Raw genomic sequence first — 23,573 nt, forward strand, 5'->3', positions numbered from 1 at the left:
GCGGGTCTGCGACGGGCGGGTTCGCCTTATGCGGGTGTTGCGCGCGCAGGGCTGCCTTGTGCGAAACCGCCTTGCCCGAGTCGGACTTGTACGAAACCCAGGCCCGCGGCCCGGCGCTTGCAAGTCGCCGAGAGACGTCGGCTCTGGCGCTCGTCGCAGACGGCGCGCCTCGGTCGTCCGAAGCGACGGACGAAAATGGGTGCCATCGCGGCCGAATCTACGTAGTTCTAACGCGGACGCTCGCCGAGCGCAGGGGGAAGCGGAATGCGGTTGATCGAGGACGTGGATGCGACGGGGGGACGACGGCTCCTGCGAGGGGCCTACATCTGGTATCGCTTCACCCTCCTCGCGGTTCGCGAGATCCTGACGCGCCGCGACACCGAGCACGATCAGGCCGGGGCCCCGTCCTACCCGGGATCGCCGGCGGGACCCCACCCGCGCCGCCTGTCCTGGTCGAGCGGCCCCAAGGCCTGAGGCTCGCACGACCGAGGCCTCCGCTGACCGGACCCTGCAGGGGGTCGGGGGCAAACGGAGGCTCCCGCGCCTCGCTTCAGCTCTCGAGGCGCTCGTCGCCCAAAAACTCGATCCCGAAGCCCGACAGGCCGACATAGGCCCGCGACGAGGTCGCGAGGTTGCGGATCGACGACACGCCGAGATCGCGCAGGATCTGGGCGCCGAGCCCGACCTCGCGCCACTGTGCCACGCGCTGGGCCTCCGAGCCCTCCTCGGCGAAGGGCTTCAGGGGCACGCCGGCCGTGCCGTCGCGCAGGTAGACGAGGATGCCGCGGCCCTCCTCGGCGAAGCGGCGCATCACCGTCTCGATCTGGCGCCCGCCCTCGATGACGTCGGCCACCACGTTCGACCGGTGCAGGCGCACCAGCACGTCCTTGCCGTCGCCGATGCGGCCGTGGACGAAGGCGAATTGCTGCACGGTCTCGAACGGCGTGGTGTAGGCGTAGCCCGTCATCTCGCCGAACTCGGTCTTCACCGGGAAGGTGCCGACCCGCTCCACCAGGGTCTCGCGAGCCTGACGGTAGGCGATGAGATCGGCCACCGAGACGCGCTTGAGGTTGTGCCGCTCGGCGAAGGCCGTGATCTGCGGACCCTTCATCACGGTGCCGTCGTCGTTGGCGAGTTCGCAGATCACGCCCACCGGGGGCAGGTTCGCGAGCTTGCACAGGTCCACCGCCGCCTCGGTGTGGCCCGAGCGCATGAGCACGCCGCCATCCTTGGCGATCAGCGGGAAGACGTGGCCCGGACGGACGAAATCGTCCTCGCCCATGTTCCCGTTGGCCAGCGCCCGCACGGTGTTGCAGCGCTGCTCGGCCGAGATGCCGGTGGTGAGGCCGTGCTTGACGTCCACCGTCACCGTGAAGGCGGTGCCGAGCGGGGCGTCGTTCGAGGCCACCATCGGGTCGAGGCGCAGGCGCCGGGCCTCGGCCCGGGTCAGGGGCGCGCAGACGATGCCGCAGGTGTTGCGGATGATGAAGGCCATCTTCTCCGGCGTGCAGAGCGAGGCGGCGACGACGAGGTCGCCTTCGTTCTCGCGGTCGTCGTCATCGGTGACGACGACGATCTCGCCGCGGGCATAGGCCTCGATGGCCTCGGTGATGTGGGTGTGGGGCACGGGCTGTCTCTTGGCGTTTCGCGGATCGACGGCGGCGGGCGCAGGCGGGGGTCAGACCCGCGCGCCGACCTGCCCCCGATGGCGCAGATAGTGATCGGCGAGGACGCACGCCATCATGGCCTCGGCCACCGGGACGGCGCGGATGCCGACGCAGGGGTCGTGGCGGCCCTTGGTGACGAGGTCGACGTCGCGGTTGTCCTGCGTCACGCTCATGCGCGGGGTCAGGATCGACGAGGTCGGCTTCACGGCGAAGCGGCAGATCACCGGCTGCCCGGTGGAGATGCCGCCGAGGACGCCGCCGGCATGGTTGGCGAGGAAGGTCGGGGCGCCGGCATTGCCCGAGCGCATCTCGTCGGCGTTCTCCTCGCCCCGCAGGGCGGCGGAGGCGAAGCCGTCGCCGATCTCGACGCCCTTCACGGCGTTGATCGACATCATCGCGGCGGCGAGATCCGCGTCGAGCTTGCCGTAGATCGGCGCGCCGAGGCCGGGGGGCACCCCCTCGGCCACGACCTCGATCACCGCGCCGACTGACGAGCCGTCCTTGCGGATGCCGTCGAGGTAATCCTCGTAGAAGCGCGCGGTCTCGGCGTCCGGGCAGAAGAACGGGTTGGCGTTCACCGCCTCCCAGTCCCAGCGCGACCGGTCGATGGCGTGCGGGCCCATCTGCACCAGGGCGGCCCGGATGGTGACGCCGGCCGGCAGGACCTTGCGGGCGACGGCGCCGGCCGCGACCCGCGCGGCGGTCTCGCGGGCCGACGAGCGCCCGCCGCCGCGATAGTCGCGGATGCCGTACTTGGCGTCGTAGGCGTAGTCGGCATGCCCCGGCCGGTAGCTGTCGCGGATCTCGGAATAATCCTTCGAGCGCTGGTCGGTGTTCTCGATCTCGAGGGCGATCGGCGTGCCGGTGGTGAGCTGGACGCCGCCGGTGCGGTCGTCGGCGAAGACGCCGGAGAGGATGCGGACCTGATCGGGCTCGCGCCGCTGCGTGGTGAAGCGCGACTGGCCGGGCTTGCGCCGGTCGAGCTCGGCCTGGATGTCCTCCGCCGAGAGGGCCAGCCCGGGCGGGCAGCCGTCGACCACGCAGCCGAGGGCGACCCCGTGGCTCTCGCCGAAGGTGGTGACGCGAAACAGGTGTCCGAACGTATTGTGCGACATGGCGCTCCCGCTCTAGCGCGGGTTTGGCCCGAGGGCCAGCGCGCGGCCATGCGCGGCTCCCGGGGCGACCGTGCGCCAGGACACGCGCCGCACCTCAGGCATCCGGTCGCGCCAGCACGCCGCCGGTGGTCGGCTCGCGCACGCCGGTGGTCGACGGGAAGGTAATCGGCAGACCCTTCAGCGAGCGGACCGCCAGATGCGCGAAGGCCTGCGCCTCCAGGTAGGCCGAGGACCAGCCGATGGCGTCGGCCGTCGTGATCTCGGCGCGCAGGTGGTAGTTCAGCAGGCGCACGAGCTCACCGTTGCGCGCGCCGCCGCCGGCGACGATCCAGCGCGCCGGAATCTCGGGGGCGTGGTCGAGGGCGCGGGCGACGGCGCGGGCTGTGAACGCCGTCAGGGTCGCGGCGCCGTCCTCAGTGGAGAGCTGGCCCGCGAGCTTGTGCGAGAACCAGTTGCGGTCGAGGGATTTCGGCGGCCGCCGGGCGAAGAACGGGTGGATCAGCAGCCAGGCCAGCAGCGGCTCGTCGGGGCGCCCGCGGGCGGCGGTGCGGCCGCCGTCGTCGAGGGGGCGGCCCGTGCGCTCGCGCATCCAATCGTCGATCAGCGCGTTCCCGGGGCCCGTGTCGAAGGCGATGACGTCGCCGTTCGCAGACAGGATCGTGGCGTTGGCGACGCCGCCGATGTTGAGGATGCCGAGCGCGCCCTCGAAGCCGGAGGCGCGGGCGAGGGCCTGGTGGAACACCGGCACCAGGGGGGCGCCCTGCCCGCCCGCCACCACGTCCGCGTGGCGCAGGTCCGAGACCACGGCGATGCCGAGGCGGCGGGCCAGGGCGGCGCCGTCGCCGATCTGCACGCTCATGCGCTGGTCCGGCCGGTGCACCACGGTCTGGCCGTGGAAGCCGATCACGTCGATGTCGGCCGGCGTGAGCTGGTTGTCGGCGAGGAAACTTTCCACCGCCTCGGCATGGGCGGCGGTGACGAAGGCCTCGGCCTCGGCGAGGCAGCCCGGCCGGTCCTCGCGGGCGGTGACCCCTTCCGAATCGATCAGCGCCTGACGCAGCAGGGCCCGGTCCTCCTCGCTGTAGCCGCGATAGCCGGTCGGCCCGAGGGGTTCGAGGTAGCCGTTGTGGCTCTCGACCACCCGAACGGTCTCGCCATCGGTCTCGATCAGGGCGACGTCGACGCCGTCGAGGGACGTGCCGCTCATCAGTCCGATCGCGCGCATCATCGTCATGGTGCCCTCCTCGGGCCTCGATGCCCGTGCCTTCCGTCCGCAGCCCTGCTAAGAGCCGCCCCAACAACCCGTGCGGTGCTATCACGCGGCCTTTGGCCCTGTCCCGCGCCGCGATCCACCAGACCGGAACCTCGCATGTCCCCCGACGCCACCCAGGCTGCCCCCGCCAAGCCCGTCGACGCCTTCGTGCCGCAATCCGACTTCCTGAAGGTGCTGACCGAGCGCGGCTACATCCACCAGGGCTCGGACCTCGCCGGCATCGACGCGGCCGCGCACGAGGGCCGGCTGACGGCCTATGTCGGGTACGACTGCACCGCCGCCTCCCTGCATGTCGGCCACCTGCTGTCGATCATGATGCTGCACTGGCTCCAGGCCACCGGCGGCACGCCGATCACCCTGATGGGCGGCGGCACGACGCGGGTGGGCGACCCCTCGGGCCGCGACGAATCGCGCAAGATCCTCACCCTCGAGCAGATTGAGGAGAACAAGGCCGGCATCCAGAAGACCTTCTCGCGGTTTCTCAGCTTCGAGGCCGGCGGCAACGGCGCGACGATGGTCGACAATGCCGAGTGGCTGACGAAGCTGAACTACATCGAGATGCTGCGCGACATCGGGCGCCACTTCTCGGTCAACCGCATGATGTCGATGGACAGCGTGCGCATGCGGCTGGAGCGCGACCAGGAACTCTCGTTCCTGGAATTCAACTACATGATCCTGCAGTCCTACGACTTCGTCGAGCTCAACCGCCGCTACAGCTGCGTGCTGCAGATGGGCGGCTCGGACCAGTGGGGCAACATCGTCAACGGCATCGACCTCGGCCGCCGCATGGGCACGCCGCAGCTCTACGGCCTGACCTGTCCGCTCCTCACCACCGCCTCGGGCGCCAAGATGGGCAAGACCGCCGCCGGCGCGGTCTGGCTCGATCCCGGGATGCTGAGCCCGTACGATTACTGGCAGTTCTGGCGCAACACCGAGGACGCCGATGTCGGCCGCTTCCTCAAGCTGTTCACCCTGCTGCCGATGGACGAGATCGCGCGTCTCGAATCCCTGCCGGGCGCCGGCATCAACGAGGCCAAGAAGGTGCTGGCGACGGAGGCGACCGCATTGATGCACGGTCGCGAGGCGGCGGAGGCCGCCGCCGAGACGGCCCGCAAGACCTTCGTCGAGGGTACGGTGGCGCAGGACCTGCCGAGCATCACCGTGTCGCCCGAGCTCCTGGACGCGGGCCTCGGCGTCCTCTCGGCTTTCGGCCCGGACTACGCCAAGCTCCTGCCCTCCACCAGCGAGGGCCGGCGCCAGATCAAGAGCGGGGGCCTGCGCGTCAACGACGTGCCGGTGACGGACGAGCGCGCGGTCCTGCGGACGGCCGACCTCACCGCGGACGGCGTGATCAAGCTCTCGTTCGGCCGCAAGAAGCACGTGCTCGTCCGCGTCGGTTGACGCGGAGGCCAGCGCCGCGCCGGCCTCAGGCCGCGCGGCGCTGGCGGCCGATGAAGTCCACGAAGGCGCGCAGCGGCGCCGGCAGGTAGCGGCGCCCGGGATAGTACAGGAACGGCCCCGGGAATCGCTGCCACCAGGGTTCCAGAACGGGTTCCAGGGCGCCGCTGTCCAGGTGCGGCCGAAGCCAATCCTCAAACAGGTTGAGGATGCCGACGCCGGCGATCGCCGCGTCGACGGCGAGCTCGGTGGCCGCCCCGACGCGCACGATCAGCGGCCCCGTCGGCTCGACCCGCACGATCGCGCCGTCGAGCTCGAACTCCCAGGGCGGCATGGCGCCGCTGGCGAAGCGGCCGCCGATGCAGGCATGGTCGAGAAGGTCGCGCGGATGCTCCGGGCGGCCGCGCCGGTCCAGATAGGCCGGGGCCGCGACGGTGGCGAAGCGCTGCTCCCGCGGGCCGATCGGGACCGCCACCATGTCCTGCTCCAGGCGCTCGTCGTAGCGGATCCCGGCGTCGCAGCCCGCGGCGAGCACGTCGACGAAGCTGTCATCGGCGATTACCTCCAGGCGGATATCGGGATAGGCCGCCAGGAAGGGCGGGACGATCCCGGGCAGCACCAGCCGGGCCGCGCTCACCGGCACGTTGAGCTTCAGCGTTCCGGCCGGCCGGTCGCGAAATCCGTTGACCACGTCGACCGCCGCCGCGACTTCGCCGAGGGCGGGTTTCAGGCGGTCGAGCAGACGCAAGCCGGCCTCGGTCGGGACGACGCTGCGGGTGGTGCGGTTCAGGAGCCGGACCCCGAGTCGGGTCTCCAGCCGTCGCACCGCCTCGCTCAGCCCCGAGGCGCTGAGCTCGCTGGTTCTGGCGCCGTCGCGAAAGCCGCCCGCCTCCGCCACGGCGACGAAGGCCGCCAGTTCTCCGAGATCTCGGCTCATTGTTCGCATTTCCGCACGGGCCGTGCAGATTATGCCGGATTATCGCGCGGGGTGGTAGGGTCTAGGTGGAGCTCATCGCAGAGGAGTTTTCCATGACCGACCTTGCCACCCCGAATGATCTCGACACGACGAACGATCTCGACAGGGCGAAGGATCTCCACATGGCCGGGACCTACCGGCTCGGCGACCGGACCGTGAAGCGGATGGGCTACGGCGCCATGCAGCTGGCCGGACCGCAGGTGTTCGGCCCGCCGAAGGACCGGCCGCGCGCCGTCGCCGTGCTGCGGGAAGCGGTGGCCTCCGGCGTCGATCACATTGACACCAGCGACTTCTACGGGCCCCACGTCACGAACCAGATCATCCGTGAGGCGCTGCACCCCTATCCGGACGATCTCGTCCTCGTCACCAAGATCGGGGCACGGCGCGGCCCCGATGCCTCCTGGATCCCCGCCACCTCGGCCGCGGACCTGACCGCCGCCGTGCACGACAACCTGCGGAACCTCGGGGTCGCGGCGCTCGACGTGGTCAACCTGCGGATCATGTTCGACGCGCACGGTCCCGCCGAGGGCTCCATCGCGGAGCCCCTGGGGGTCCTCGCCGACCTGCAGCGCCAGGGACTCGTGCGCCGGATCGGGCTCAGCAACGTGACGCCGCGGCAGGTAGCCGAGGGCCGCGCGATCACACCCATCGTCTGCGTGCAGAACGCCTACAACCTCGCGCATCGGGCGGATGACGCGCTGGTCGACGACCTCGCCGCCGCCGGCATCGCCTACGTGCCGTTCTTCCCGCTCGGCGGCTTCAGCCCGCTGCAATCGACGACGCTGTCGGCCGTCGCCGCCCGGCTCGGCGCGACGCCGATGCAGGTCGCGCTCGCCTGGCTCCTGGCCCGGGCCCCCAACATCCTGCTCATCCCCGGCACGTCGTCACCGGAGCACCTGCGCGAGAACATGGCCGCTGCAGCCCTGAGGCTGCCGGAGGACGCGATGGCGGACCTCGACGGCATCGGCGGCGCCGGCTGATCGCGGCTGCCTGCGGTCGGGCCGATGGCGTTCGGACCGACCCGCCGGCGGACCGGTCCCCTAGCGCTCGGTCTCGTTCATCGGCGTGCCGGCGGCGAGGCCGTCATTGCCGCCGCCGGCGCTGAACAGCTTGCGCAGGATGCCGGGGGCGAGGGCCGAAAGTGGGTTCACGCTGACGTCCGGCTTGGCGAGGCGGCCGGAGACGCGGAAGTTCAGGGCGAACAGGCCCTCGTTGCGGCCCCCGCCGAGGAGCTGGCCGAGGATCGGCAGCTGCGAGACGACGTTGTTCAGGCCGTAGAGGGGCACGAAGGTGCCGTTGATGTCGGTGCGCTCCTTGGCGGTGTCGAGGTAGCCCGTCATGGTGAAGCCCATGGCGGGGTTCGAGATCGCCGCGTCGCTGATGTCGATCCGGCTCCCCGTGCGGGTGAAGATCGCCCGCAGGCGGTCGAATTCCACGTCGTTGCCGGAATTCTGGACCACGTATTTCCGGCCGCGCGCATCCGTGACCTCGCTGGTGGCCGGCCCCTGCGCCATGATGCTCGAGAGGGCCGGCTCGTTGCGCAGGATGAAGTTGCGGATCTGGACGGAGCCCGGCTGCGGCCCGTCGTTCAGGGCGCTCGTCATGATCAGCTTGCCGCCGTACATCCGCTTGTAGATGTCGGCGAAGCGCAGGGTCGAGCCGGCATCGAGCGTCTCGATGGTGACGCTCGATCCGCCGCGATCGGTGTGGGTCACCTGCGCCGTGAAGGGCGCGCTGCTGAACTTGCCCTGGACGCGGCCGCTGCGCAGGTCGCGGCCGCGCAAGGAGAGCTTGGCGCTGGCATTGGTGAGCGATTCGCCGTTGAAGCCGCTGACGATGCCGAGGCTGAGATCGGCCTCGACGTCCTTCGGGCTGGCGTCCCGGGCTCCCTTGACGTCCGGCCCGCCGAGACTGCGCAGGAACGGGCGCGCATCGGCCACGGCGCCCCGGACGGTGACCCGATAGGCGTTGCCGCCGCTGCGGTCGATCTGAAGCCGCATGTCGTCGCCGGGCGAGAGCTTCAGCGCCGTCAGATCGGCGCGCTCCAGTCCCCCGTCGCCGTTGAGGCTGGCGCTGCCGCGCGCCATCAGCGGTGACGCCTCCACCACGAGGTCGCGCAGGTCCTGGTTGCCGTTCGCGCCCTCGCTCACGGTGAAGCTCGCGCGCCCGGCCTTGCCGACGGCCTTGGTCACGCCGGGGAGGAGTCCGTCGGTGCCCATCCGGGTCAGATCGGCCTCCACGCGGATCGGGGGCTTGCCCGACCCGGTCCGGCCGATCGGCAGGGTCAGGCGGACCGGGATGGTGCCGGTGATCTGGGGCGCCACCGGCAGGCCCTTGCGGGCCCGCAGGGCGTCGTCGATGGCCAGGCCGATATTCACCTCGCCGGGGGCGCCGGCCTTCGGCTGGCGAAGGTCCACGGTGATGGGCGTGCCCATGACGCGGCCGTCGCCCTTGAGGGAGAAGGCACCGCGGTCGCACAGGACCGTGAAGCGTCCGCTCTCGAGCCGCTCCTTCCCGAACACCTTGTCGACCGCGATGTCCGACAGGGTCCCGGTGATGCTCACCGGCAGGTCCGGCAGGTCGGGGATGTGCTTCAGGTTGAGGGGGAAGTCGATGCGCAGGTCCGCGGCACCCTTCACCGTCCCGGGATCGAGGTCGAGGCCCGTGAGCGTCTTGAACATGTTGGTCTGAAGCAGCGAGACCAGGGCGTCCGCGCCGCCGCTGAGGCGCAGCCCGATCTGCGCCGTCACCGTATCGGGGGTGATCTTCGGGATGACGAAGGATCCATCCGAGATCGACAGGGTCCGGTTGTCCGCCATGCGCACATCGGCGGTGACGTTGCGGATCTTGGTCGTCTGTCCGGTGATCGTACCGGTCACCCGCCCCCGCGTGAGGGGCGGCGCGTCGGGCACCACGATGAGCGTGGCGTCGGAGACCGCGAAATCGATATGGACCGCGTTGTCGGGCATCGGCTCGCCGCGGGTGGCGGCGGCGAGTTCCGAGCCGCTCATGTCCACCGTGATGTCGACCGTGTTGACCTTGCCGCCGCGCAGGTTGTCCACGAGGTAGTTGCGCGCGGGCGGCGCCACGTGCTCGGGCCAGAGGCGGAGCGCCATGCGCCCATCGGTGTCGGCGGCGGCGATGTGCAGGGTCAGCCCGTCATCGTCCGCGGAGGTCCCGATGGTTCCGGTGATCCGGCCGTTGGCGACACCGGCCCGGACCGAGAAATCGTCGATTACGACGCCGCCGGCCTTGCCGGTGAGATGGGCCGAGACAGTGTCGAGGCTGACGGGCTTGTCGGCCGCATTGGCCCCGCGCAGCACCGCGTCCTTGCCCGCCAGTTCCAGGGTCCAGGCGGATTCGGCGCCCGGCGGGGCTGCGGTCCAGGCGCCGGTGAGGTGCACCGCGTTGCCGGCCCCGCGATAGTCGAGGGCGTCGAGCTTCATCGCCCGGCCGGCCTCGTCCCAGCTCACCGCGGCGGACAGGCTGTCGATGGTGACGGGGTTGAAGTCCTTCTCCTCGATCAGGACGTTGCCGCCGCCGGTGCGGATCTCCGCCGTCATCGTCTCGATGCGCCCGGCATCGATCGCCACGTCGGCCTTGGCCGAGAGCTTGAGGTCGGTGTCCACCGGCAGCTTCGACTGGCCGGACAGCAGGAGCAGGTCGGTGATCGGCAGGTCGTCGAGGGTGATGATGCCGGTCCGCTTGGTGCCGCCGGCCTCGTGCAGGTCGCCGCCGAAGCGCCACTCCCCGTGCGGGCCGTCGATGCGCAGCTCGAAGACCCGGGCGTCGCGCACGGCATCGCGGCGGAACAGGCCGTTCACGTGCTCGAAGACGGCGCGCTGGCGGGCATCGTCGTCGATCAGGGTCAGGCGTCCGTTGGTGATCCGCGCCCGGTCGAGGGCACCGATGACGCCGGCGGAATCGAGCACCACGCCGAAGATCGAGGCGACACCGGCGGAGATCGGCGAGACGTGGCCGATCGCGGCGTCGACGCTGGGCAGCGTGTGGGGCACCACCGCATTGCCCTGGCTGCTGTCCGAGGCCGCGAAGGCGATGCTGCCGTTGCGGTGGACCAGGGCCGTCATCTGCAGGTCGCGGAACTCGATGGCCCGGGGCTGTACCGCGAGGCGCAGGAGGCTCCAGGTGTCGAGGCTGACCACGGCCAGGGGCGCCCGGACCACGAGGGCGCCTTCGGGATTGTGGATGTCGAGGCCGGAAACGCGCAGGGCCAGGGACTGCTCCGAATCGAGCTCCAGGGCGCTGTCGCTGAGGGCGACGCGCCAGCCGGGACCGATGCTGCCGGCGATGGCCGAGGCCACCCGCTCCGACATGCCGTCGATGCGCAGCGGCCCCATCGACAGGCGGCCGATGACCCCGCCGATGGCGACCATCAGGCCCACCACCAGGACGGCCGCAATCCAAAGCAGCGGCCGCCGCCGTGCGGCGGGCCGCGCGGGCCGCAAACCTTTGGCCGTATCCTGGTCCATCAATCCTTGTGCCGCTGGATCGGAAAGTCCCCTCGGGCTATCGAGCGGCAGTCCTACGGGTTTCAGCTTTCGCGGGTCTTTGGCGTTCGTCGGTCCCGGTGCGCCGGGGCGTCGGGCTGCCGTCGCGGTGCAACGCCAGAGGCACACCATCAATCGGCCGAAAGGAAGGCATGATGCCCCTCGATACCGGAGATCAGGCGCCCGATTTCACCCTGCCGGGCGCCGGCGACGAGACGATCAGCCTCGAAGCGCTCAAGGGCCGCAAGGCGGTCCTGTACTTCTACCCCAAGGATGACACGAGCGGTTGTACCCTGGAGGCGCAGGGCTTCAACGCCCTCGGCCCCGACTTCGCCGCGGCTGACACCATCGTGATCGGGGTCTCCCCGGACTCGGCAAAGAGCCACGACAAGTTCCGCGCCAAGTACGCCCTGACCTTCCCGCTGGCCTCCGACGAGGGCAAGGCGATGCTCGAGGCCTACGGCGTCTGGGTCGAGAAGAGCATGTACGGCCGGAAATACATGGGCGTTGAGCGCACGACGATGCTGCTGGACCGCGATGGCCGCATCGCCCGGATCTGGCCGAAGGTGAAGGTGCCCGGCCACGCCGGGGAGGTGCTGGCCGCCGCGCGCGACCTGGCCTGAGGACGAAATTCGACAGGGTGAATCGCCGGGGCGGCGCCTTGGCGGTTCGTTAACCCTGATTCGGGCAGGGTGACGGGGTGGATCAGGTCACGCGTCCCATGTCATCGTCTTCCCGGAAACCCTCCTCGACGGCGAACCGCGTCGTCTCCGCCACCCCGGCTTCAACGCTGCGGTCACGCCTCCTCGCAGGGGCGCTGGCCGTCGCCGTCGCCTGGGCTGGCGGAGCGACGTACTACCTCGTCTTCCACGACGAGGTGCTGGCGCGCTTCGTCTCACAGCAAAGCGCCATCCAGTACGGCTACGAGGAGCGGATCGGCACCCTGCGCCTGCAGCTCGACCGGGTGACGATGGAGCAGACGGCGTCGCGTGACGGGCTCGCCCAGCGCATGGCCGAGCTCGCGCGCCGGCAGGCCGCCATGGAGGCCCGCCAAGCCGCCATCGCCAGCCTCGCGGGCGATACTGCCCCGGTGGCACTTCCGACGCCGGTGATCGAGGCGACCGAGCCGGCGCCCAGAGCCCTGTCGGGTCCCCTACCGGGTGCCAAGCCCTTCCCCACGCCCGATGCGCTTCGGCTCCGGACCGAGGCCGAGCCCAGTCCCGGGCGACAATCCGCCCGCGTCGTCGAGGGTCAGGTCGCGGCCCTGGAACAGCGCCTGGACGGCCTCGCGGAAGCGCAGTCCCGCGTGCTCGCCACCCTCGGGTTGCGGGCCGGCAAGGGCGCGCAGCGCCTGCGCGGCCTCGTCGCCCGCCTCGGTCTCGACCCGGCCCGCTTCGAGCACGAGCGCCCGGCCGGCATCGGCGGTCCGCTGGTGCCCTTGAGCGGCGACGCCTTCGCCCTGTCCCTGTCGGAGGTGCAGCGCTCCCTGGCCGAGGAGGCGCGCCTGCGCCGGATCACGGCCGCCCTCCCCGTGCGCCGTCCGCTATCCGGGGAGATCAGCCTCTCCAGCAATTTCGGCGCCCGCCTCGATCCCTTCACCCGCGGCTACGCGATGCATACCGGCATGGACATGCGGGCGGAGACCGGCGAGCCGGCCCGCGCCACGGCGGCGGGCCGCGTGACGGTGGCGGATTACAATGGCGGCTACGGCAACATGGTCGAGGTCGATCACGGCCACGGCCTCGTCACCCGCTACGCCCACCTCTCGGCCTTCGACGTCACGCCGGGCCAGTGGGTCGAGCCGGGAACGGTGGTCGGACGCGTCGGCTCCACCGGCCGCTCGACCGGCAGCCACCTGCATTACGAGACCCGCATCGACGGCGAGCCGGTGGACCCGGTGCGCTTCCTCAGGGCCGCCGACGCGCTCTGACCGGCTCTCCGCCGCGCCTACGTCGGGAGGCCAGGACCGCCGACGGGACCGTCTGCCGAAACGGGCTCCCCCGCACGATCGAATCGCTGCGGCGCCTCCCCGGAACCGGGAGACGCCGCCTGACGATGCGCAAGTGACATTGGGGCAAGTGACGCTGGGCAACTGACGCTGGCGACGTAGGGTCGGGCGCCCTACTCGATGTCCTCGACCACGTCGGCCCCGCCATAGACGCGCTGGGCCAGCGAGGCTTCCATGAACGGATCGAGGGAGCCGTCCAGCACCGCGTCGGGGTCGGTGGACTGGGTGCCGGTGCGCAGGTCCTTCACGAGCTGGTAGGGCTGCAGCACGTAGCTGCGGATCTGGTGGCCCCAGCCGATATCGGTCTTCGCGGCGGCCTCGGCACTCGCCTTCTCCTCCCGCTTCTTCAATTCGGCCTCGTACATGCGGGCGCGCAGCATGTTCCAGGCGGTGGCCCGGTTCTTGTGCTGGGAACGCTCCTGCTGACACGCCACCACGATGCCCGTCGGGATATGCGTGATGCGCACCGCCGAATCGGTGGTGTTCACGTGCTGGCCGCCCGCGCCGGACGACCGGTAGGTGTCGATCCGACAGTCGGATTCCTTGATCTCGATCTCGATCCGGTCGTCGATGACCGGATAGACCCAGACGCTGGCGAAGCTGGTGTGGCGGCGCGCGCTCGAATCGTAGGGCGAGATGCGGACCAGCCGGTGCACGCCCGACTCGGTCTTGAGCCAGCCATAGGCGTTGTGACCCTTGATCAGCAGGGTGGCGCCCTTGATCCCGGCCTCGTCGCCGTCCGACCACTCGACGATCTCGACCTTGTACTTCCGGCGCTCGGCCCAGCGGCCGTACATGCGCTGGAGCATGTTGGCCCAGTCCTGGCTCTCGGTGCCGCCGGCACCCGAATGGACTTCGAGATAGGTGTCGAAGCCGTCGGCCTCGCCGGAGAGCAGGGTCTCGATCTGGCGGCGCGCGGCCTCCTTCTCGACGGCGCGGACGCCGGCCTCGCCTTCCTGGATCGTGGACTCGTCACCCTCCATCTCGCCGAGTTCGATCAGCGTGTGGGCGTCCTCGAGCTCCTGGCTCAGTTTCTTGATCGCGGTGACGGCGTCATCGAGCTGGGTGCGCTCGCGCATGACCTTCTGGGCCGCCTCGGCGTCGTTCCAGAGTTCGGGGTTCTCGGAAGCCGCGTTCAGCTCCGCGAGGCGTTTCTCGACGGTATCCCAGTCAAAGATGCCTCCTCAGCAGTCCGATCGACTGCTTGGCGGCATCCGAGAGTTGTTCGATCTCGGCGCGCATCTGGTGTTTCGGGCTCGTGTGTTCGGGGTGTGGGACGGGGTGATACCGGGCCGGCCGGATGGTGTAAACGGCGCGGGCTGAAAACCGGGGGGCGCGCTCCCGTCAGGAGAACCGCCGCATGACAGGACCGAACCGCGCGCGGCTGCGCCTGCTCGTCGGCACCGCGCTGGTGATCGCCGCCGGGCTCGCCCTGCGCCTCCTCGGGCTCGGGCTGCCGGGGCCGGTGGTCAAATGGGGTGGATCGGTCCTCTGGGGCGCGATGGTCTATGGCCTCGTCGGCCTCGTCCTGCCGCTGCCGCGCTGGCGCATCGTGGCCGTGGCAGGGGCGATCGCCCTGGCGGTGGAGCTGTTCCGGCTCATCCACACGCCGGACCTCGACGCCTTCCGGCTGACGCTGGCGGGCAAGTTGCTGATCGGACGGGTGTTCTCGCCCTGGAACGGCGTCGCCTACGCGGCCGGCATCCTGTGCGCGCGCCTGGCCGACCGGCGTCAGCGGAGCGCGGGACGAACGTAGTCCGGCAGGCCGATGTGGGCCGGCGACAGGACGAATTCGCGCGGGCGGTGCCGCTGGTTGAGCGGGCCCTCGCTGAGGCCGTCGCTGAAATAGTCGGTTCCGGTCAGGCCGAACCCGCCGCCATTCATCACGCTCGGCACGGGAACCGCCTCGGGCACGTCCGGGATCGGCCGGCCGGAGCTCGGGCTGGTCGGCAGCACCACGGGGCCGTTCGCGCCGAGATAGAGGGTCTGCGCGGAGGCGCCGACGGTGAACCCGAGACCGATCAGGCCAGCAGCGAGGAGGGTCCGCATCATCAGCACCACGATCAAACTCCGGCGGGCAGCCTGAAGACCCGGAGGGACGCGCCCGGGGGCACCATGCCCCAATCCGGCGCCCCTGTCCGTGTCCGTTCGGTCGCGCCGGCGCGACATTCGTCGCTGTCCTGTGGGAAAGCCGCCGCGCGGGGCGGCCCCGAAACGACGAAGGCCGGGCATCGGCCCGGCCCTGCGACGCGTTGCGGCACCCTCAGCCCTTGGCGCGGAGCACCACCGAGCGCTCCTGGAGCGACGGCTCGCAACTGGAGTAGAAGCCGTTCAGCACGGTCGGTCGCGAGGTGCACTCGTAGCCGAGGGTCGGCTCGGGCGCCGGAACCGGGTCGCGGGCGACGATCGGCTTCGGAGCGCAGGCTCCCGCGGAGGCGCTCAGCACCAGGGCGACGGCAAGGGTCAGGCGACGCATACGATCCTCGGGCCTCGGCGAACGCGCCGCGCGCAAACAGGACATGCGGCGCGGCTTCGTTGCGACCCTGCTGAGCGCACACCGCCGTGACAAGCACGTCGGCGCGTTTCGGCAAGCTTTGCGGCCGGCTGTCTCCCGGCCGCAACATGCGGGCGATGACGCCTCAGCCGGCCTTCGAGAGCGACGCTTCGGGCATCGGCACCACGTTGTGCAGGGTCTTGTCCGAGGTCTCGAAGAAGCGCCGGACGTTGCGCGCGGCCTGCCGGATGCGCTGCTCGTTCTCCACGAGGGCGATGCGGACGTAGTTGTCGCCGTGCTCGCCGAAGCCGATGCCGGGGGCCACCGCCACGTCCGATTTCTCGAGGAGGAGCTTCGAGAACTCCAGGCTGCCGAGGGCCTGGTACTTCTCGGGAATCGGCACCCAAGCGAACATCGAGGCCGACGGGGTCGGGATCTTCCAGCCGGTCTTGCCGAAGGACTCGACCAGCGCGTCGCGGCGCTTCTTGTAGATCCCGCGCATCTCGACGATGCAGTCCTCCGGCCCGTTCAGGGCCGCGGTGGCGGCGACCTGGATCGGCGTGAAGGCGCCGTAATCGAGGTAGGACTTCACGCGGGTCAGCGCCGCGAGCAGGCGCTCGTTGCCCACCGCGAAGCCCATGCGCCAGCCGGCCATGGAGAAGGTCTTCGACAGGGACGAGAACTCCACCGTGCAGTCGATGGCGCCCGGAACCTCCAGCACGGAGGGCGGCGGATCGCCGTCGAAGTAGACCTCCGCGTAGGCGAGGTCCGACAGGATGATGATCTCGTGCCGCTTCGCGAAGGCGACGAGGTCCCGGTAGAAGTCGAGGCTCGCCACGTAGGCGGTGGGGTTCGAGGGATAGCACACCACGATCGCCACGGGCTTCGGGATCGAGTGCTGCATCGCCTTCTCGACCGCGGGGAAGAAGGCGGGCGTCGGCTCGGCCGGCACGGAGCGGATGACGCCGCCGGCCATGAGGAAGCCGAAGGCGTGGATCGGGTAGCTCGGGTTCGGCACCAGCACCACGTCGCCCGGCGCCGTGATCGCCTGCGCCATGTTGGCGAAGCCCTCCTTCGAGCCCAGCGTCGCCACCACCTGGGTGTCGGGGTTCAGGCTCACGCCGAAGCGGCGCTTGTAGTAGTTCGCCTGGGCGCGGCGCAGGCCGGCGATGCCCTTGGAGGCGGAGTAGCGGTCGGTGCGCGGACGGCCGGCGGTTTCCACCAGCTTGGCGATGACGTGCTTCGGGGCGTCGAGGTCCGGGTTGCCCATGCCGAGGTCGATGATGTCGGCGCCGTTGGCGCGGGCCTGGGCCTTGATCCGGTTCACCTGCTCGAACACGTAGGGGGGCAGGCGCTTGATGCGGTGGAAGTCGGTCATGGCCTTCACGATGTCCGAGAAAACGAGCGAGGATACGAGTTTGGGCGCGAGGCGGCGAGCGTGACCCGGCGCGAAGCTGTCATCATCCCGAGACGGCAGCGTGGTCTCGTCCGGAGGTCCCTCGGGCGGAATCCGGACGTCTTTTGACGGCCTTGCCTGGCGCAGGGTCGTCGCAGAATTCGCACGCTCGGCTCCGGTCTAGCAGTTTTGTGCCCCGACGCCGAACGATATCTCGGGATCCCCGACGGCCTGCCCCCTAGGGCTTGGCGCCCTGGGCCGCGCCCTCGGCGGAGCGGCCGCGCGCCTCGTTGCGCCCCCGCGCCGCGACCAGCTCCGCCTCCAGGGCCTTGGTGCCCTCCGGCGTCTTGGCGCGGATCGGCCGGGCCGGGGCGGAGACCCCCACCGGCATGAAGTCGTCGCTGCCGCGGCGGGACTGGGCCACGAAGTCCGGCGCCTTGGCGGGCGGTCCGGCCTCGCCGGTGCCGTAGGCGATCCGCATCGGGTTCAGGTCGCCGGAACATCCCGCGAGCAGGACGGCCACGGCGACGACCGCAACAAACTGGGAGTTGTGAAGCCGGGACATGGAGAAGTCGGCCGTTTTGGAGGCGTGCGCTCTGGCGGAACTCCGCGATGGCGCGTTAATTTGTCGGAAACGAGGCCCCCCGGGCCGCGCGGCAGGCGTCGCCCGGCGAAAGGTTCGGCCACACTCGGGGAGAGATGCACGCGTGACGACCGAACGGACGACACCGCTGCCCGACATCGAGGCCCTGTCCCGCAACGCGAGCCTGCTGGTCGAGGAATTCGGGCGGGCCGCATCACGCTACATGAAACCCGTCGGTACGCCGGACGCCCTGCCGGTCGAGGCGGTCGAGCCGCCCGAGGAGGTCAAGGACGTGGTCCGCACCCTCGGCAGCGTGGCCGAGACCTGGCTCTCCGACCCGAAGAAGACCGTCGAGGCGCAGACCAAGCTGAGCGAAGCCTTCATCACCCTCTGGGGCTCGACCTGGCAGCGCCTGCAGGGCGAGGCCGCCGCGCCCGTGGCCCAGCCCGAGCCGAAGGACAACCGCTTCGCCCACGCGGAATGGTCCACCAACCCGATCTTCGACTTCATCAAGCAGAGCTACCTCATCACCTCCCGCTGGGCCGAGGGCCTCGTGGACGAGGCCGAGGGCATCGACGAGCACACCCGGCACAAGGCACAGTTCTACCTGCGCCAGATCACCGGGGCCCTGTCGCCGTCGAACTTCGTGATGACCAACCCGGAGCTGATCCGGCACACCCTGAAGGAGAACGGCGCCAACCTCGTGCGCGGCATGAAGATGCTCGCCGAGGACATCGAGGCCGGCAAGGGCCAGCTCCGGGTGCGCCAGACCGATCCGGCCGCGGGCTTCGAGGTCGGGGTCAACGTGGCGGTGACGCCGGGCGAGGTCGTGTTCCGGAACGACCTGATGGAGCTGATCCAGTACGCGCCCACCACCGACACGGTGCTCAAGCGGCCGTTCCTGATCGTGCCGCCCTGGATCAACAAGTTCTACATCCTCGACCTCAACCCCTCGAAGAGCCTGATCGCCTGGATGGTCAGCCAGGGCCTGACGGTGTTCTGCATCTCCTGGGTCAACCCGGATGCGCGCCACGCCGACAAGGACTTCGAGAGCTACATGCGGGAGGGCATCGAGACCGCGATCGACGCCATCGGGGTCGCCACCGGCGAAAACGAGGTCGCGGCGGCGGGCTACTGCGTCGGCGGCACCCTCCTGGCCGTGACCCTGGCGATGCAGGCCGCCACCGGCAACAAGCGCATCAAGAGCGCCACCTTCCTGACCACGCAGGTGGACTTCACCCATGCGGGCGACCTGAAGGTGTTCGCCGACGAGGATCAGATCCGCCTGATCGAATCGCGGATGCAGAAGCGCGGCTACCTCGAAGGCACCGGCATGGCGACCGCCTTCAACATGCTTCGCCCCAACGACCTGATCTGGTCCTACGTGGTCAACAACTACGTCAAGGGCCAGACGCCGATGCCCTTCGACCTGCTGTACTGGAACGCCGATTCCACCCGGATGCCGGCGGCCAACCACTCGTTCTACCTGCGCAACTGCTACCTCAACAACACGCTCGCGCAGGGCAAGATGATCCTCGGCAACGTCCGGCTCGACCTGAAGAAGGTGAAGATCCCGATCTTCAACCTCGCCACCAAGGAGGATCACATCGCGCCGGCCCTGTCGGTGTTCGAGGGGTCGTCGAAGTTCGGCGGACCGGTCGACTACGTGCTCGCCGGCTCGGGCCATATCGCCGGGGTGGTGAACCCGCCGGCCAAGCCCAAATACGGCTTCTGGACCGGGGGGCCGGCCAAGGGCCGGTTCGAGGACTGGATGGCGGCGGCCACCGAGACCAAGGGCTCCTGGTGGCCGTACTGGTTCCAGTGGGTGGAGCACCAGGCGCCCGCCCGCGTCCCGGCACGGGTGCCGGGCGAAGGCGGCCTGGCCTCCCTCGGTCCGGCGCCCGGCACCTACGTCCGCATGAAGGCGTGAGCGCGGGCGTGGAGGCGCCGGTCTGGACCGTCCGCCTCGAGGCGGAACCAGACCCGGGGATGCGGGCCGCGATCCTGGCGCCCCTCGTCGCCTACAACGAGGCCCAGGTGCCGAATGGGAACTGGGGCCTGCTCGCCCTCACGGTACGCGACGCGGGCGGAGCCATCGTCGGCGGTCTCTGGGGCCGGACCGGTTACGGCATGCTGTTCGTCGAGTTGCTCGCCCTCGGCCCGGCCCGGGGGCGCGGCCTGGGCCGCCGCCTGATGCGGGATGCCGAGGCGGAGGCGCGCCGGCGGGGCCTGTCCGGGATCTGGCTCGACACCTGGACCTTCCAGGCCCCGGGCTTCTACCAGCGCCTCGGCTTCACCGAGTGCGGGCGGATCCGCGATTATCCGCCCGGCCACGACCGCATCTTCTACGTCAAGCGCTTCGCGGACGGCGGGGCCGGACCGGCTCCGCCGCCCTGAGCGTCATGCGTCCTCAGAACTTGCGCACCAGGGGGGCCGGCGCGGCCGCCACGGGCTCGCCGAACACGTAGCGGAAGCCGACCGAGACGATGTCGGCGCTGCTGTCGGCGACGCCCGCGAAGACCACGTTCTGGACGTTGTAGTCGCGGCCGGGACCGGCCAGGATCCGTCCCTTGTCGACGAAGAAGTGCGAGTAGGCGAGGTTGAGGGTCAGCTTCTCGCTCCAGCGGTAGCTTCCGCCGACCGAGACGTTCACCCGGTCGCCATCAGGCAGGCGCACCGACCGGTTCGAGAAATCGATCGGGGAGGATTCGTAGGCGACGCCGGCGCGGACCGTCAGGGCCGGCGACCAGTCGTACTCGCCGCCGATCGAGTAGGTGTAGCCGTCCTTGTAGTTCAGCGGCAGCTGCGTCGCGACGGCACCGGTCCGGTCGAGGAGGACGTTGACGGTGCCCAGACGGCTCCAGTTGTCCCATTCGAAACCGAGATTGAGGCGCGCCACCGGGGTGATCGCCTGGGTGAGGCCGACGCTCAGCTTCTCGGGGGTGTTCAGCTTGGCCTTCACGTCGCCGCCGAGCGCCGCCAGCGGCCCGGGCAGGATGAGCTGGCCGCCGATGTCGTGATGGACGGAGGAGCGGAAGCCGACGCCGATCGCGGTGCCGTCGAAGGGCGTGATCAGCGCACCGGCGGTGAAGCCGACGCCCCAGGAATCGCCCTTGAGGCCGGAGCTCGGCAGGGCGGCCGGGTTGGTGCTGAGCGGCGAGAGCAGGGCCTGGCGCAGGACGAGCTTGAAGTACTCGATGTTCGGGCCGGCGGCGATGGAGAGCCACTCGTTGACCTTGAAGCCGACGACCGGGTTGAAGGCCAGGGAGAAGATGCGGCTGGACCGGCCGTAGAGCTCGCCCGACCAGGTCTGGCGCGGCTTCGTCACGAGGCCGAAGGGCGCGCCGGAGGTGATGCCGACCCAGAGGCGGTCGTTGAGCTGGTAGGAGGTGGCGCCGGCCGGAACCACGGCACCCTGGCCGATCTCGCCGCTGTCACCGAGGCGGGCGAAGGCCGGGTTCGTGCCCACGTCGGGCGTGATCTTCGCCGACAGGTTGATGAAGGACAGGTTCTGCTCGGTGACCCAGCCCGGCCGCATGGTCACGGTGGCGGGGTTCCAGAACATTGAGGAGACGCCGCCGGAGCCGGAGGCGGCGCCCGCCCAGGCGAGACCCTGGGCCTGGGCGCTCTGCTCGCGGATGCCGAAGGCTCCGGCCGAGGCACCGGCGACGCCGGCGCAGAGGAGGGCTGCGGAAACTCCCGAAAGCGCCAGGCCGCGCAGGGAACGGCGCCGAATCGTACCCATCATGACGTAGGACCCACCCCAGTTGTTGGTGCTCGCTTGTCCTCTCCCGATCGGGGGAGGCCTCGCACCTTGGGTGTGACAATGACGCGAGTGAAGCAACTTCGCAAATCGCAGACCGACAAGTATATCTTCAGTATCATGGGAAACGTAGACTGAAATCAGCGCGATATTGCAGGCCTGGATTCGAGCTGGCGAGGAAGCCTGCAGAATGGTTCACATCTAAACTCTCGTCTCCGTGAGTAAGCCCTTCGGCCGAAAAAACACGCCCGGCGCATCTCCGGACGGGGGTGTGACCTTTCGGCGACAAAATCGCCGTCGGGCCGGGCCTCGGGTCCCGGCGCCCGATGAGACGGCACGCCGTCCGTCGCCGATTGCCCCTTGCCGCCCGTCCGGGTCCGATCGATGTCAGGCAGCGGACAGACATGCGGAGGCACGAGCGATGAAACTGGTACGCCACGGCGCGAGCGGAGACGAGAAGCCCGGTCTGGTCGATGCGCAGGGTGTCCTGCGCGACCTCTCGGCCCATGTGCGCGACATTGCCGGGCCTGCCCTCTCGCGCGAGACCCTGGAGCGCCTGCGCCGGCTCGATCCGGCGAGCCTGCCGGCCCTGCCGGCGGAGACCCGCCTCGGCCCCTGCGTCGGCGGCACCCGCAACTTCGTGGCCATCGGGCTGAACTTCACCGACCATGCCGCCGAGATCGGTGCCGACATCCCACCGGAGCCGATCATCTTCAACAAGGCGCCCTCGTGCCTCGCCGGGGCGCACGACCGGGTCATCCTGCCCAAGGGCTCGGCCAAGACCGACTGGGAGGTGGAGCTCGCCCTGGTGATCGGCGCGCGGGCCTCCTACGTGCACGCCAACGAGGCGCTGTCCTACGTGGCGGGCGCCTGCATCTGCAACGACGTGTCCGAGCGCGCGTACCAGATGGAGCGCGGGGGCACCTGGACCAAGGGCAAGGGCTGCCCGACCTTCGGACCGCTCGGTCCCTGGCTGGTCACCCTCGACGAGATTCCCGACCTCAAGAACCTGGGCATGTGGCTCGACGTGAACGGCACCCGGATGCAGACCGGCTCCACGGCCACGATGATCTTCGACGCGGCGCAGCTCGTCGCCTACGTCTCGCATTTCATGATGCTGGAGCCCGGGGACATCATCACCACGGGTACGCCCCCCGGCGTCGGGATGGCGCGCAAGCCGCCCCGCTTCCTGCGCAGCGGCGACGTCATGACCCTCGGCATCGCGGGACTCGGCGAGCAGCGCCAGGAGATCATCGCCTTCGACGACTGGACCGCCAAGGTGGCGGCGGGCGAGCCGACGCACTGAGGTCGCGCGGCCGGCTTGATTTTCCGGCCGAGATTCGCCTCATGGGGACCATGACTGACACCCTGGCCCCCCTCGCCGCCCGCCCGGTCTCCGCCACCGCCGCGATCCGTCACGACTGGAGCGTCGCCGAGATCCAGGCGATCCACGACCTGCCGCTCCTCGACCTCGTGTTCCGGGCGGCGGAGGTCCACCGCGCCCACAACGATCCTGCCGACATCCAGCGGGCCGCCCTGCTGTCGATCAAGACCGGCGGTTGCCCCGAGGATTGCGCCTATTGTCCGCAATCGGCCCACCACAAGGGCACCGGCATGGCCCGCGAGCGCCTGATGCCCGTCGACGCCGTGCTGCGCGAGGCGGCCGAGGCCAAGGCGGCGGGCGCGCACCGCTTCTGCATGGGCGCGGCCTGGCGCCAGCCCAAGGACGGGCCGGAATTCGACTCGGTGCTGGCGATGGTGCGCGGCGTGCGCGGCCTCGGCATGGAGGCCTGCGTCACCCTCGGCATGCTCTCGCCCTCGCAGGCCGAGCGCCTCGCGGAGGCCGGTCTGACCTCCTACAACCACAACCTCGACACCGGCCCCGACTTCTACGGGGACATCATCTCGACGCGGACCTACGAGGACCGCCTCACCACCCTGCAGAACGTGCGCGATGCCGGCATCGGCGTCTGCTGCGGCGGCATCGTCGGCATGGGCGAGGGCGTGAAGGACCGCGCCAGCATGCTCCAGGTCCTGGCCAACCATGCGCCGCACCCCGAGAGCGTGCCGATCAACGCCCTGGTGGCGGTGGAGGGCACGCCCCTCGAGGACCGGCCCGCGGTCGATCCCCTCGACCTCGTGCGGATGTGCGCCACCGCCCGCATCGTGATGCCGCGTGCCCGCGTGCGCCTCAGCGCCGGCCGCAAGGGCCTGACCCGCGAAGCGCAGATCCTCTGCTTCCTCGCCGGCGCCAACTCGATCTTCTACGGCGAGCGCCTGCTGACCACGGCGAACAACGAGACCGATTCGGATGCCGAGCTCCTGCGCGACATCGGCATCACCGTTCCCGGCCTGACCCTGGCGGCGGCCGAGTAGCCGTCGCCGTTCGAGA

Annotated in this window: 21 protein-coding genes; 10 read left to right on the top strand and 11 right to left on the bottom strand. The window is 70.2% G+C overall.

Annotated elements, in window-relative coordinates; all coding sequences use genetic code 11:
• Positions 1–264 precede the first annotated feature (264 nt).
• Positions 265–474, top strand: a complete 210-nt coding sequence (locus AC0IY1_RS16950) for a hypothetical protein (protein WP_471771081.1) — start codon at positions 265–267, stop codon at positions 472–474.
• A gap of 76 nt (positions 475–550) precedes the next feature.
• Here the strand turns inward: AC0IY1_RS16950 and ribB are convergent, their stop codons facing one another.
• The 3 genes from ribB to AC0IY1_RS16965 form a co-directional block, all read right to left on the bottom strand.
• A complete protein-coding gene (gene ribB, locus AC0IY1_RS16955; protein WP_471771083.1) occupies positions 551–1,627 on the bottom strand; it encodes a 3,4-dihydroxy-2-butanone-4-phosphate synthase in 1,077 nt (358 codons plus the stop codon).
• A gap of 51 nt (positions 1,628–1,678) precedes the next feature.
• Positions 1,679–2,782 (bottom strand): chorismate synthase, encoded by a 1,104-nt coding sequence (gene aroC, locus AC0IY1_RS16960; RefSeq protein WP_471771085.1) that lies wholly within the window; start codon positions 2,780–2,782, stop codon positions 1,679–1,681.
• A 94-nt stretch (positions 2,783–2,876) separates the two neighbouring features.
• Positions 2,877–4,016 carry an anhydro-N-acetylmuramic acid kinase gene (locus AC0IY1_RS16965; protein WP_471771087.1) on the bottom strand — a complete coding sequence of 380 codons (1,140 nt, stop codon included), beginning with the start codon at positions 4,014–4,016 and terminating at the stop codon, positions 2,877–2,879.
• A 135-nt stretch (positions 4,017–4,151) separates the two neighbouring features.
• On the opposite strand from AC0IY1_RS16965, the gene tyrS reads away from it, so the two are divergent.
• Positions 4,152–5,456 (top strand): tyrosine--tRNA ligase, encoded by a 1,305-nt coding sequence (gene tyrS / locus AC0IY1_RS16970; RefSeq protein WP_471771089.1) that lies wholly within the window; start codon positions 4,152–4,154, stop codon positions 5,454–5,456.
• A 25-nt stretch (positions 5,457–5,481) separates the two neighbouring features.
• Here tyrS and AC0IY1_RS16975 read toward each other — a convergent pair whose 3' ends face one another.
• Complete coding sequence (locus AC0IY1_RS16975) at positions 5,482–6,390, bottom strand: LysR family transcriptional regulator (protein ID WP_471771091.1); 909 nt, start codon at positions 6,388–6,390, stop codon at positions 5,482–5,484.
• Positions 6,391–6,551: 161 nt separating this feature from the next.
• Between AC0IY1_RS16975 and AC0IY1_RS16980 the strand changes: the two genes are divergently transcribed.
• Positions 6,552–7,409 carry an aldo/keto reductase family oxidoreductase gene (locus AC0IY1_RS16980; protein WP_471771283.1) on the top strand — a complete coding sequence of 286 codons (858 nt, stop codon included), beginning with the start codon at positions 6,552–6,554 and terminating at the stop codon, positions 7,407–7,409.
• A gap of 60 nt (positions 7,410–7,469) precedes the next feature.
• Here AC0IY1_RS16980 and AC0IY1_RS16985 read toward each other — a convergent pair whose 3' ends face one another.
• Positions 7,470–10,919 carry a YhdP family protein gene (locus tag AC0IY1_RS16985; RefSeq protein ID WP_471771093.1) on the bottom strand — a complete coding sequence of 1,150 codons (3,450 nt, stop codon included), beginning with the start codon at positions 10,917–10,919 and terminating at the stop codon, positions 7,470–7,472.
• Between the two features lie 173 nt (positions 10,920–11,092).
• Here AC0IY1_RS16985 and AC0IY1_RS16990 point away from each other — a divergent pair, with 173 nt between their 5' ends.
• Both AC0IY1_RS16990 and AC0IY1_RS16995 read left to right on the top strand, forming a co-directional pair.
• Positions 11,093–11,560 carry a peroxiredoxin gene (locus AC0IY1_RS16990; protein ID WP_055958191.1) on the top strand — a complete coding sequence of 156 codons (468 nt, stop codon included), beginning with the start codon at positions 11,093–11,095 and terminating at the stop codon, positions 11,558–11,560.
• A gap of 98 nt (positions 11,561–11,658) precedes the next feature.
• Positions 11,659–12,867, top strand: a complete 1,209-nt coding sequence (locus AC0IY1_RS16995; protein ID WP_471771095.1) for a M23 family metallopeptidase — start codon at positions 11,659–11,661, stop codon at positions 12,865–12,867.
• Between the two features lie 191 nt (positions 12,868–13,058).
• On the opposite strand, the gene prfB is transcribed toward AC0IY1_RS16995, so the two are convergent.
• Positions 13,059–14,187, bottom strand: a protein-coding gene (gene prfB, locus AC0IY1_RS17000) for a peptide chain release factor 2 (protein ID WP_156375845.1) whose coding sequence is annotated in 2 segments (ribosomal slippage) — positions 13,059–14,117 and positions 14,119–14,187 — 1,128 coding nt in all. Because the reading frame shifts where the segments join, the coding sequence is not laid out codon by codon here.
• A 118-nt stretch (positions 14,188–14,305) separates the two neighbouring features.
• On the opposite strand from prfB, the gene AC0IY1_RS17005 reads away from it, so the two are divergent.
• Positions 14,306–14,701 carry a ribosomal maturation YjgA family protein gene (locus AC0IY1_RS17005; protein WP_471771097.1) on the top strand — a complete coding sequence of 132 codons (396 nt, stop codon included), beginning with the start codon at positions 14,306–14,308 and terminating at the stop codon, positions 14,699–14,701.
• On the opposite strand, the gene AC0IY1_RS17010 is transcribed toward AC0IY1_RS17005, so the two are convergent.
• The 4 genes from AC0IY1_RS17010 to AC0IY1_RS17025 form a co-directional block, all read right to left on the bottom strand.
• Positions 14,677–14,997, bottom strand: a complete 321-nt coding sequence (locus AC0IY1_RS17010) for a hypothetical protein (RefSeq protein WP_471771098.1) — start codon at positions 14,995–14,997, stop codon at positions 14,677–14,679. The genes AC0IY1_RS17005 and AC0IY1_RS17010 overlap by 25 nt on opposite strands.
• A 211-nt stretch (positions 14,998–15,208) precedes the next feature.
• The gene (locus tag AC0IY1_RS17015) at positions 15,209–15,421 is read right to left on the bottom strand and encodes a hypothetical protein (RefSeq protein WP_103709647.1); all 213 of its coding nucleotides are present in this window, start codon (positions 15,419–15,421) and stop codon (positions 15,209–15,211) included.
• A 163-nt stretch (positions 15,422–15,584) separates the two neighbouring features.
• Positions 15,585–16,817, bottom strand: a complete 1,233-nt coding sequence (locus AC0IY1_RS17020) for an LL-diaminopimelate aminotransferase (protein WP_055958044.1) — start codon at positions 16,815–16,817, stop codon at positions 15,585–15,587.
• A gap of 256 nt (positions 16,818–17,073) precedes the next feature.
• On the bottom strand, positions 17,074–17,400 hold the full coding sequence (locus AC0IY1_RS17025; protein WP_103709648.1) for a hypothetical protein: 327 nt from the start codon (positions 17,398–17,400) through the stop codon (positions 17,074–17,076).
• Between the two features lie 142 nt (positions 17,401–17,542).
• Here AC0IY1_RS17025 and AC0IY1_RS17030 point away from each other — a divergent pair, with 142 nt between their 5' ends.
• A complete protein-coding gene (locus tag AC0IY1_RS17030) occupies positions 17,543–19,348 on the top strand; it encodes a PHA/PHB synthase family protein (protein ID WP_471771100.1) in 1,806 nt (601 codons plus the stop codon).
• Positions 19,345–19,815 carry a GNAT family N-acetyltransferase gene (locus AC0IY1_RS17035; protein WP_471771101.1) on the top strand — a complete coding sequence of 157 codons (471 nt, stop codon included), beginning with the start codon at positions 19,345–19,347 and terminating at the stop codon, positions 19,813–19,815. Before AC0IY1_RS17030 ends, AC0IY1_RS17035 begins: the two co-directional genes overlap by 4 nt.
• A 13-nt stretch (positions 19,816–19,828) precedes the next feature.
• Here AC0IY1_RS17035 and AC0IY1_RS17040 read toward each other — a convergent pair whose 3' ends face one another.
• Positions 19,829–21,166, bottom strand: a complete 1,338-nt coding sequence (locus AC0IY1_RS17040) for an OmpP1/FadL family transporter (protein WP_082513257.1) — start codon at positions 21,164–21,166, stop codon at positions 19,829–19,831.
• Between the two features lie 436 nt (positions 21,167–21,602).
• Between AC0IY1_RS17040 and AC0IY1_RS17045 the strand changes: the two genes are divergently transcribed.
• Entirely contained in the window at positions 21,603–22,487 is an 885-nt protein-coding gene (locus AC0IY1_RS17045) for a fumarylacetoacetate hydrolase family protein (RefSeq protein WP_471771102.1), read from the top strand.
• A gap of 50 nt (positions 22,488–22,537) precedes the next feature.
• Entirely contained in the window at positions 22,538–23,557 is a 1,020-nt protein-coding gene (gene bioB / locus AC0IY1_RS17050) for a biotin synthase BioB (RefSeq protein ID WP_055958183.1), read from the top strand.
• The last annotated feature ends 16 nt before the right edge of the window (positions 23,558–23,573 follow it).

The sequence above is a fragment of the Methylobacterium sp. AC690 genome (genome assembly GCF_979256535.1).